The organism is Labilibaculum sp. (genome assembly GCF_041595635.1).
In the GTDB taxonomy this organism is placed as follows: Bacteria; Bacteroidota; Bacteroidia; order Bacteroidales; family Marinifilaceae; genus Labilibaculum.
In genome coordinates this window covers 1-10,555 of sequence record NZ_JBFHJW010000091.1, presented here as the reverse complement: position 1 = coordinate 10,555, position 10,555 = coordinate 1, and the positions used below count along the sequence as shown (strand labels likewise).

The 10,555-nt window shown below is 36.9% G+C and carries 10 protein-coding genes; 9 read left to right on the top strand and 1 reads right to left on the bottom strand.

From position 1 onward, the window contains the following. The 5 genes from ABYT26_RS16640 to prfB form a co-directional block, all read left to right on the top strand. A partial coding sequence (locus ABYT26_RS16640; RefSeq protein ID WP_372755971.1) for a class I SAM-dependent methyltransferase occupies positions 1–500 on the top strand: 500 nt, incomplete at its 5' end. 5 nt (positions 501–505) lie between these two features. Next, the gene (locus ABYT26_RS16635) at positions 506–997 is read left to right on the top strand and encodes a regulatory protein RecX (RefSeq protein WP_372755969.1); all 492 of its coding nucleotides are present in this window, start codon (positions 506–508) and stop codon (positions 995–997) included. An 83-nt stretch (positions 998–1,080) separates the two neighbouring features. Then, complete coding sequence (locus ABYT26_RS16630) at positions 1,081–2,490, top strand: LPP20 family lipoprotein (RefSeq protein WP_372755967.1); 1,410 nt, start codon at positions 1,081–1,083, stop codon at positions 2,488–2,490. A 72-nt stretch (positions 2,491–2,562) separates the two neighbouring features. Then, a complete protein-coding gene (locus ABYT26_RS16625) occupies positions 2,563–3,159 on the top strand; it encodes a hypothetical protein (protein ID WP_372755966.1) in 597 nt (198 codons plus the stop codon). 178 nt (positions 3,160–3,337) lie between these two features. Next, a protein-coding gene (prfB, locus tag ABYT26_RS16620; RefSeq protein ID WP_372755964.1) for a peptide chain release factor 2 occupies positions 3,338–4,433 on the top strand; the annotation gives its coding sequence in 2 pieces (ribosomal slippage) (positions 3,338–3,400 and positions 3,402–4,433; 1,095 coding nt in all). Positions 4,434–4,462: 29 nt separating this feature from the next. Here the strand turns inward: prfB and ABYT26_RS16615 are convergent. After that, entirely contained in the window at positions 4,463–4,663 is a 201-nt protein-coding gene (locus ABYT26_RS16615) for a hypothetical protein (RefSeq protein ID WP_372755962.1), read from the bottom strand. Between the two features lie 204 nt (positions 4,664–4,867). On the opposite strand from ABYT26_RS16615, the gene arsC reads away from it, so the two are divergent. The 4 genes from arsC (at position 4,868) to scpA (ending at position 10,532) form a co-directional block, all read left to right on the top strand. Further along, positions 4,868–5,209 carry an arsenate reductase (glutaredoxin) gene (gene arsC / locus ABYT26_RS16610; protein WP_372755960.1) on the top strand — a complete coding sequence of 114 codons (342 nt, stop codon included), beginning with the start codon at positions 4,868–4,870 and terminating at the stop codon, positions 5,207–5,209. A 64-nt stretch (positions 5,210–5,273) separates the two neighbouring features. After that, entirely contained in the window at positions 5,274–6,356 is a 1,083-nt protein-coding gene (locus ABYT26_RS16605) for an endonuclease/exonuclease/phosphatase family protein (protein ID WP_372755958.1), read from the top strand. A 102-nt stretch (positions 6,357–6,458) separates the two neighbouring features. Continuing rightward, positions 6,459–8,321 carry a methylmalonyl-CoA mutase family protein gene (locus ABYT26_RS16600; protein ID WP_372755956.1) on the top strand — a complete coding sequence of 621 codons (1,863 nt, stop codon included), beginning with the start codon at positions 6,459–6,461 and terminating at the stop codon, positions 8,319–8,321. Positions 8,322–8,375: 54 nt separating this feature from the next. Continuing rightward, positions 8,376–10,532 (top strand): methylmalonyl-CoA mutase, encoded by a 2,157-nt coding sequence (gene scpA, locus ABYT26_RS16595; RefSeq protein WP_372755954.1) that lies wholly within the window; start codon positions 8,376–8,378, stop codon positions 10,530–10,532. The last annotated feature ends 23 nt before the right edge of the window (positions 10,533–10,555 follow it).

Sequence of the window (10,555 nt, the reverse complement as noted above, 5' to 3'; positions counted from 1 at the left end):
TTTTAGATATTGGAACCGGTAGTGGCTGCATCCCCATTTCCCTGGCTAAGCATCTAAAAGCTGCTACTATTGCTTCCGCAGATATTTCTTCCGAAGCCATTAAAAAGGCAAAAGAAAACGCGCTTTTAAACCAGGTAGAAATAAAATTTCACTGTCGTGATATTCTGAAATGGGCAGATTTTGAATGGGAGAAATTTGATATCATTGTGAGTAATCCACCTTATGTTACCGAGGCGGAGAAAATGCTGATGGAGAAAAATGTTCTGGATCATGAACCGCATACAGCGCTTTTTGTTAGCGATGATGATCCTTTGCTTTTTTACCGGAACATAGCCAATTTTGCTCTTTCGAATTTAAAAAAAGATGGAAAATTATATTTTGAAATCAACGAAAGTTTAGGAAAAGAAATGGTGACTTTGCTGGAGCAGAAACAGTTTAGACAAGTTCGCCTGATTCAGGATATTAATGGCAAAAACAGAATAATTTCAGCCCTAAAGTAGATCCCATGGAATACAAAAAAACACCTAAGGAAATCAGCAAAGAATCCGCTCTTTCGAAAGTAATGTTTATTTGCAGCAGACAGGAAAAATGCAGTTTCGATATCCGAAAAAAGCTTCGCGACTGGAACATTTCTTCCGATGATCAGGATGAAATTATTCAAAGCTTAATCGACGAAAAATTTCTAAGCGAAGAACGATACACCAACTTTTACGTTCGCGATAAATTCCGTTTTAACAAATGGGGACGCATAAAAATCAGTCATCAGTTACGCCAAAAACAAATTCCCGAATCATTAATCGAAACGGCTCTGCAACAATTAAATAACGAGGAATATCTTGAGAATTTGAATGACATCCTAAAAAGTAAAATGCGAAGTATAAAGGAAAACGATCCTTATCAGCTCAAAGCAAAGCTGTTTCGCTTTGCTCAGGGACGAGGATTTGAAGCTCAGCTTTCGCTGAAACTAATTGAAAAGATAATTTCTGAATTGAGCTAATTTTTCATTTCGCTTTGGCAGGCTTATTGTAAAGGAATTACTATATTTAGTTCTCTTAAAACAATGATCCTAAACCAATCTAAATGACTAAAACTCTACGCTTACTCCTCCATTATTCTCTTATCCTTTTACTGTTTGTGGGCTGTTCAGCTCAGAATTCCATGGCAAAACGTCGCCCGCCACAATGGGTAAAAGAACGTCCTATTTCTACCGATTATTACATTGGAATTGCAGTTGTAGAAAAGGATAATAGCCAGATAAACTACATGCAATTAGCCAAAAATCAGGCTTTACAGGATTTATGTTCCGAAATTTCCATCTCCATTTCCTCCAACTCAGTTTTGCATCAATTCGAAAATAATGTAGAGTTTAAAGAAGAGTTCGAAGCTAATGTGAGAACTTCTCTCGTTCAAAATTTAGAAGCTTACGAAATGGTTGGCTCCTGGGATAATAAAAAGGGAAACGAGTACTGGGTTTACTATCAACTCTCGAAAAATCAATACGAACTGCTCAAAAGAATCAAATTAAACAAAGCCAAAAAAATGGCTCAAACCTATTTCGAGGAAGCCAAACAATACGAAAAACAATTGGATTTGCACCAAGCTTTAAGCTACTACGCAAAAGCTCTGGATGCCATCAAAAATCATTTGGATGAAGATTTATCGGTTCTTTCTTTCGATGGAAAAATTAATCTGGGAACCGACATCTACAATTCCATTCAAAATATTTTTTACCGAACTCAGCTCTCGCCCGATCAGAATAAAATTAATCTGGAAATTTCAACCGCTAAAAAAGAGCCAATACTTGTAAAAGCAAGCTGGTTGGGTGATGAAGGCGAGCAAACACTTCAGCAATTGCCTTTGCAACTTGAATTCACAAAAGGTGAAGGAATTTTAAATCACAAGGTTTCTACCGATCGCTTTGGTTATGCGGCTTCACAACTCTCCAAAGTAACTTCCAAACAAAAATTACAGGAAATTGAAATCTCGCTTGACTTATCGTCAATTTTAGATGAAAAAATTGAAAACCATGAATTGAATCAACTCTTTTTTACACCCGAATCGGTTCCTAAAAGCAAAATTATTGTGAATGTGGAACGCTTAAAAGCTTACCTAAACTTTAATGAAAAAATATTTGGCGAAGATTCACAAAGAGGAATTCTTACCAACAGCGTAAAAAAAGAACTCTCGGAAAACTTTTTTTCCTTTACGGATGATAAAGAACAAGCCAAAGTAATTCTTGATATCAACACCAACGTTACAAAAGGCGAAATTAAAGAGGGACGCAACTACAAAGTGTATATCGTATATCTGGATTGCTTTTTCACGCTTACCGATGTAAAAACCGGAATGGAGATTTTTAACGATGCCATTTATGAAGTGAAAGGGATGAAACCAATTAGTTACAACTATGCCGTAAAAGAAGCCTACGAGCAAGCTGTTGAAGAAATCAGTAACAATATTGTTCCGAAACTAAATCAACTCGATTTATAAAATAGTAAAGTAAGATCAGAATAATCTACTCTTAGTTAAAAAGCAGTAAATAAAATTTAAGCTTAAGAAAATATGAAAACAAGAAAACTACAATCGTTATTCCTTGGATTAGGAATTTTAGCAGCTACCGGACTTAGTTCATGCGGATCTGCCGAAAAAGCAGTAACAACAAAAGCACAAGGCGAAGAACTAATTGAGGTGTACTGCACCGGTTCGGACTACCAAAGTGATAAAAACTATTTTAGAGCTTCGGCAATTGGTGAAAGTTTAGATCAAATGGTATCGAAAAAGAAGGCCGGAACCAATGCTCGTGCCGAATTGGCAACTTTAATTCAATCGACCGTTAAGGGAACCATCGACAACTATGTGAACTCCACAGAACTGAACAATGTTGAACAAGTTGAAGAACGTTTTGAAGGATTAACTCGTGAGGTAATCAACCAACAATTGAATAACATTAAAGTAATCTGCGAAAAGCAAACCCGAACTGGCGAAAACAAATACAAAACTTACATTGCTCTTGAAATGAGCGCAAAAGACTTGGAAGAAGCCATCAACCAAAAATTATCGCAGGACGATAAACTAAAAGTTGACTACGATTACGAAAAATACAAAGCAACTTTCGATGCTGAAATGCAGAAATTAGAAAATGAACAAAGAGGATTCTAACAAAAAAAATATATTAATTTTACGACGACTGAGGAAATTCTCTGTCGTCGTTTTTTATTTCTTTTTATTTGTAATTATCAAATCAGAAGGAATTCTAAAAAATCACAACAGAATTTTATTTCAGATTGGTCATTCTTCTTTGTTTACTACCTTTACACTTCAATTAATAAATTTCAAAATGATTACAACAGACCAGCTAAAGACTTTAGCGGAACGCACGGAAGCGTTAAGGAGGTATCTTTGACATCGATGCCAAATTAATTCAGATACAAGAAGAAGAAATGAGAACTCAGGCACCAGGTTTTTGGGACAATCCTAAAGAAGCAGAAGTTCAAATGAGAAAAGTTCGAGGACTAAAGTCGTGGGTTGATTCCTACAATGAAGTAAAAGAAGCCATTGACGATCTTCAAATTTTATATGATTTTGCCAAAGAAGAAGAGGCCTCTCCAGAAGAAGTAGATGAACAATTTGCTGCTAGCGAAACTTTACTTGAAGCCTTAGAACTTAAAAATATGCTTCGTAAAGATGAGGACAAACTGGGCGCTATTTTAAAAATTAATGCTGGCGCTGGTGGCACCGAAAGTTGCGATTGGGCCGAAATGCTTTACCGCATGTACTTGCGTTACGGAGAATCGCATGCTTATAAAGTCCGTTCCTTAGAATATCAGGAAGGTGATGAAGCAGGTATTAAATCGGCTACTTTGGAATTTGAAGGCGATTTTGCCTACGGATATTTGAAATCGGAAAATGGTGTTCACCGTTTGGTTCGCCTATCTCCTTTCAATGCGGCCAATAAAAGAATGACCTCTTTTGCTTCTGTATATGTCTACCCAGCTATTGATGATACCATAGAAATTGAGATTAATCCTGCTGATATTACCTGGGATACTTTCCGATCGGGTGGTGCTGGCGGACAGAATGTAAACAAGGTAGAAACAGGTGTTCGTCTTCGACATGCTCCCACTGGAATCATCATTGAAAATACCGAAACACGTTCTCAACTTGGGAATCGTGAAAACGCTTTGCGATTGCTAAAATCTCAATTGTATGAATTGGAATTGCGCAAGCGACAGGAAAAAATTGATGCCATAGAAGGTTCAAAAAAGAAAATTGAATGGGGATCGCAAATTCGTTCCTACGTAATGCAACCTTATAAATTAGTTAAAGACGTTAGAACTGCTCATGAAACATCTAATGTTCAAGCTGTTTTAGATGGCGATTTGGATGGGTTCATTAAAGCATATCTAATGGAATTTAGCGGAGAAGAAAAATAATTTTTTTAGGGTCGTTGCATGCAGCGCCCCTACTTATTTTTCGGTTTAAACATCCCTCCAATTAAAACGCCAAATAATCCTCCGTAAGGAACCATAGTATACCAATTGGTCTGAATTGGGCAAGTTCCTGTAACACAGCCAACAAATTTCCAATAAAGGAAACCGCCAAAAAGTCCTACCAAACCACCAATAATCTCGAATTTTCTATTTTTTATGAACTGTTTTACCATTTTTACAAGTATATAAATATTTACATATCTCAAACATACTAAAGATTTCTGAATTGACCCCGTAGCATTCGAACAAATACAGCAAATCTTCGCAGAAAAAGCTTCCATCCTCTTTTTTATTTTTAAAACACTATTTCAGTTTCTTTTGATCGAACTGAAAGCTGTATATTTGTATCCTCTTTAAACCGTAAACCAAAAACAAGCATGTTAAAAATATACCACAACCCACGTTGTTCTAAAAGTAGAGCAGGCCTACAATACTTACAAGAAAAAGGATTAGAACCAGAAATACGCTTGTATTTAAAACATGAATTTACCGAAGCAGAACTTGCCGATGTTTTAATGAGAATGGCAAAAAAACCTGCAGAAATCATTCGTACTCAGGAAAAAATCTACAAAACAGATTTTAAGGGAAAAAACTTTACCGATGAAGAATGGATTAAAATCCTAATTGAATATCCAAATCTTATTCAGCGCCCTATTGTAGTGAACGATCACAGAGCAATATTTGCAGTTCCGGCCGAAAAAATGGAAGAAATTCTATAACACCACCCTCAACTCATTTTACGCCTCTGATTGATAAATGCAAGTTCTCATCACTATATAAAATATGTCTTCAATTGGAAATGCTAAGCTCATGAAAATAATTGAAAAATTAGGTCTAATCGTCCTGCTTGTTCTGCTAGCGGCTTGTGATCCTTTTCAAACTAAAATTGGGTCAGAAGTCTCTCTGTACGAAAGCATACAAAAACAAGAAGTTCCTTTTCCGGATACTTTAAAAATAATGACCTGGAACATTAAATTCGGAGGTGGTAGAATCGATTTCTTTTTCGATTGCCATGGTGATAGAGTGATTATGGAAAAATCGGAAGTCATAGAAAACATGAACACCATTGCCGAAAAAATTCGTGAAGTAAACCCCGATATTTTAATGGTACAGGAAGCGGATGTAAATGCAAAACGAAGCGCCTTTGTAGATCAGGTACAATATCTGGTCAACAATACAGACTTTAACTATGCAGCTTATGCTTCGCAATGGAAAGCAAACTACATTCCCAGCAATGGAATTGGAAAAATGGATTCAGGCAACGCTATTTTATCGAAATGGAAATTTACTGGTGCAAAACGAATTCCCCTCCCACTTATCAAATCGCAAAATTTTCTTGTTCGCTACTTTTATCTAAAACGAAACATTCTGGAAATAAATCTGGAAAACCAAGGTAAATCCATTCAACTTTTAACCACCCATTTATCGGCATACGCCAAGGATAACACAAAAAAAAGGCAGTTAGAAATTCTTAAAACTTACCTTGATTCTTTGAACCAAAGTGGACAGCAATTTATTTTGGGTGGCGATTTTAATTCGCTGCCTCCTTTTAGCAAGCAAACATGTAATTTTGACGATTCGGCTTGTAACGATGGAGAATTTGAGGCAGATAATTACAGTGCCGAAATAAAATGGATGATTCCTTTCTATAAAAACTATCAGTCCGCAATTCCCTTAGACGAATTTAAGCGTGACAATTCCAAACATTTTTCGCACACAACCGATAAAAATAAGTTCTGGAATAGAAAAATAGATTTCCTATTTTCCAACAAAAGCTTTTGCTTGGAGAGTGGAAAAACACTTCAACAATGGATGCAAGTCTCTGACCACGCACCCATTATAGTAAAAAGTAATACAAAGCAATAGTTTTTTCATGTTCTTAAAGTATGATGAAGAACATTTTTTAAACTTTTTGTAAATGATAAAAAGGCCTTATTTTTAGGCTCTAATTTTTAAACAGTTACAGTTATGGCAGATAATAAACTTTTTAGTGACTTTGCTCCCAATTCGACTCAAGAGTGGATTGACAAAATCACTAAAGATCTAAAAGGTGCTGACTTTGATAGAAAGTTGGTTTGGAGAACTAATGAAGGATTCAATGTACAGCCTTTCTACAGACTGGAGAACATGGATGACAAAGCCTTCATGAATACTTATCCTGGAGATTTTCCTTATGTTCGTGGTAATAAAAAAGACAGCAACGATTGGTTGGTTCGTCAAGATATTATTGTTAACGATGTAAAAGCAGCTAATGCAACAGCTCTTGACATCCTAAACAAAGGTGTTGACTCAATTGGATTCGTATTGAATTGGAAAGACCTAAGCAAAGAGGAATTATCTACTTTGTTAGATGGTATTTTCTTGGATTGTGTAGAAATCAACTTCGAAAAATCTCACGGTTCTGTTGAATTAATCAAAAATTTGCAAGCAATTGCAACTGAAAAAGGTATCGCTCTAGATAAAATAAATGGCGGGGTTTCTATCGATATCAATTCTGGTTTCAGTACTGTTGGTAAATTTTGTGGATCAGAAGAAAGTTCTTACAAATTTATGAAAGAAGCTATTGAAGCTTCAAAAGCACTTCCTAAATTTAAAGTAATTGCAGTTGGTGGAAACTTATTCAACAACTCTGGATCTTCAATTGTAGAAGAATTAGGATTCTCTTTGGCATCAGGTGCTGAATACCTAAGCAAAATGATCGAAGCTGGTCTTTCTGTTGACGAAGTTGCTCCAAAAATCCGTTTCAACTTTGCAACAAGTTCTAAGTATTTCATGGAGATTGCTAAGCTAAGAGCTGGACGTATGCTATGGGCTAACATCGTTAAAGCATTCGGTGCTTCAAACGAAGAAATTTGCAAAATGTCTGTTCACGGTGAAACTTCAGAATGGAACAAAACAGTTTACGATCCATATGTAAACATGTTGCGTACTCAAACCGAAGCAATGTCTGCTGTTTTAGGTGGACTTGATTCATTTACAGTAAAACCTTTCGACTCTGTATATGCTGAATCATCAGTATTCTCAGAAAGAATTGCTCGTAACCAACAATTATTACTAAAAGAAGAATCACACTTTGGTCAAATTGCTGACCCTGCTGCTGGTTCTTACTATATTGAGACTCTAACTGAGTCTATTGCCGACGAAGCTTGGAAATTATTCTTAGCAGTTGAAAAAAAAGGTGGATACCTTGCTGCTTTCAAAGCTGGTTTCGTTCAAGATACAATCAAAGCTACTGCTCAAAAAAGAGATTTAGCCATTGCTACTCGTAAAGAGAATTTCTTAGGAACTAACCAATTCCCTAACTTCGGTGAAGTATTGGAAACTATTCCTGAAGCTGTTCTCACTCCTGCTGATAAAACAGCTGACGATGCCATTTGCGAAACATTGAAACCATATCGTGGTGCTCAATCTTTCGAAGTTCTTCGTAACAAAACTGATCTTTATAGTAAAGTGAATGGTCGTCCTAAAGTGATGATGTTCCCTATTGGAAACTTGAATATGCGTAAAGCTCGTGCTCAGTTTGCATGTAACTTTTTCGCTTGTGCCGGATTCGACGTTGAAGATCACAACGGTTTTAAAACTGTTGAAGAAGGTGTGAAATTCGTAACAGAGAAAAATGCTAAGATCGTTGTAATTTGTTCATCTGATGATGAGTATGCAACTATCGCTCCTGAGCTTTTCGAAGCCCTTAAAGGAAGTGCAACTCTTGTTGTAGCAGGTGCTCCTGCATGTGCTGACGAGTTAAAAGCTAAAGGAATCGAGAACTTTATTAATGTGAAATCGAACGTTCTTGAAACTTTAAAAGCATATCAAGCAGAGTTAGGAATTTAATTAGTGATTTATAATTGAAAAATTATTCAACACTAATTACAAAAAAGAAAAAAAATGAAGCCAAATTTTAAAGATATAAATATCAAGTCATCTCAAAGAGCTGAAACGACTTCTCAGGAATGGGAAAAAGAAAACGGCATTGAAAAATCTTGGATGACACCAGAACAAATTCCCGTTAAAACAGCTTTTAACAAGGAAGATTTAGAAGGTATGGAACACTTGAACTACATTTCAGGTTTACCTCCATTCCTACGTGGACCTTATTCAGCAATGTATCCTTTGCGTCCATGGACAATTCGTCAGTACGCAGGTTTCTCTACTGCTGAAGAATCAAATGCATTCTACCGTCGTAACCTTGCTGCTGGACAGAAAGGTCTTTCTGTAGCATTTGATTTGGCTACTCACCGTGGATATGATTCAGATCATCCTCGTGTAATTGGTGATGTAGGTAAAGCAGGGGTTGCTATCGACTCTATTCTTGATATGGAGATCCTTTTCGATCAGATTCCATTGAACAAGATGTCTGTTTCTATGACTATGAATGGTGCTGTACTTCCAGTATTGGCATTCTACATTGTAGCAGGTTTGGAACAAGGTGCTAAATTGGAAGAATTATCAGGTACTATCCAAAATGATATCCTTAAAGAATTCATGGTACGTAATACTTACATTTACCCACCAGAATTCTCTATGAAAATTATTGCTGACATCTTCGAATTTACTTCTCAAAAGATGCCTAAATTTAACTCTATTTCTATCTCTGGTTACCACATGCAAGAAGCAGGTGCTACCGCAGATATCGAGTTAGCTTACACACTTGCTGATGGTCTTGAGTACTTGAAAAAAGGTGTCGCTGCAGGAATGGATGTTGATGCTTTTGCTCCTCGTTTGTCTTTCTTCTGGGCTATCGGAATGAATCACTTCATGGAGATTGCTAAGATGCGTGCTGGTCGTTTACTATGGTCTAAGATTGTAAAACAATTCAATCCTAAAAACCCTAAATCAATGGCATTGCGTACTCACTCGCAAACTTCAGGTTGGTCATTAACCGAGCAAGATCCCTACAACAACGTTGGACGTACTTGTATCGAAGCAATGGCTGCTGCCTTGGGTCACACACAATCTCTTCACACCAATGCATTGGATGAAGCGATTGCATTGCCTACAGATTTCTCTGCACGTATCGCTCGTAACACTCAGATCTTTATTCAAGATGAAACTACTATCTGTAAAGCAGTTGATCCATGGGCTGGTTCTTACTACGTTGAGTCATTAACTCAAGAATTGGTAGACAAAGCCTGGGCTCACATCGAAGAAGTTGAGAAATTAGGTGGTATGGCTAAAGCTATTGAATCTGGTATTCCTAAACTTCGTATCGAAGAAGCTGCTGCTCGTACTCAAGCTAAAATTGATGCGAACACTCAAACTATCGTTGGTACTAACAAATATCGTTTGGAAAAAGAAGATCCATTGGATATCTTAGAAGTAGACAACACTGCTGTACGTACTGCTCAAATTGAAAGATTGAACAAACTACGTGCTAACCGTGACGAAAAAGCTGTTCAAGCTGCTCTTGAAGCCATTACTGCCTGTGCTGCAGGAGGTGAAGGTAACTTATTGGATCTTGCTGTTCAAGCTGCACAACTTCGTGCTTCTTTGGGTGAGATTTCAGATGCATGTGAAAAAGTTTGTGGTAGATATAAAGCTGTTATTAGAACCGTGTCAGGAGTATATTCATCAGAATCAGGAGAAGATGCTGATTTCGCAAATGCGAAGAAAAAAGCAGATCAATTTGCAGAAATGACAGGACGTCGTCCTCGTATCATGATTGCAAAAATGGGACAAGATGGTCACGACCGTGGTGGTAAAGTTGTTGCTACTGGTTTTGCCGATATAGGATTTGACGTGGATATGGGACCATTGTTCCAAACTCCAGAAGAGTCTGCTAAACAAGCTGTAGAAAATGATGTACACATCGTTGGTGTTTCTTCATTGGCTGCTGGTCACAAAACTTTAGTTCCTGCTGTTATCGAGGAATTGAAAAAATTAGGTCGTGAAGATATTATGGTTACTGCAGGTGGTGTTATTCCAGCTCAGGATTACGATTTCTTATACGAAGCTGGTGTTGTTGGTGTATTTGGTCCTGGTACCAAAGTATCAAAATGTGCTATTCAAATGTTGGATATCCTAATTGAGCAATACAAAGACTAGTTCTTTTATTACTATATTTAAAG

Excerpts from the sequence above, each read along its gene's own strand:
- ABYT26_RS16635 (WP_372755969.1), top strand. The coding sequence starts at position 506 with ATGGAATACAAAAAAACACCTAAGGAAATCAGCAAAGAATCCGCTCTT.
- ABYT26_RS16630 (WP_372755967.1), top strand. The coding sequence starts at position 1,081 with ATGACTAAAACTCTACGCTTACTCCTCCATTATTCTCTTATCCTTTTA.
- ABYT26_RS16625 (WP_372755966.1), top strand. The coding sequence starts at position 2,563 with ATGAAAACAAGAAAACTACAATCGTTATTCCTTGGATTAGGAATTTTA.
- ABYT26_RS16615 (WP_372755962.1), bottom strand. The coding sequence starts at position 4,663 with ATGGTAAAACAGTTCATAAAAAATAGAAAATTCGAGATTATTGGTGGT.
- arsC (WP_372755960.1), top strand. The coding sequence starts at position 4,868 with ATGTTAAAAATATACCACAACCCACGTTGTTCTAAAAGTAGAGCAGGC.
- ABYT26_RS16605 (WP_372755958.1), top strand. The coding sequence starts at position 5,274 with ATGTCTTCAATTGGAAATGCTAAGCTCATGAAAATAATTGAAAAATTA.
- ABYT26_RS16600 (WP_372755956.1), top strand. The coding sequence starts at position 6,459 with ATGGCAGATAATAAACTTTTTAGTGACTTTGCTCCCAATTCGACTCAA.
- scpA (WP_372755954.1), top strand. The coding sequence starts at position 8,376 with ATGAAGCCAAATTTTAAAGATATAAATATCAAGTCATCTCAAAGAGCT.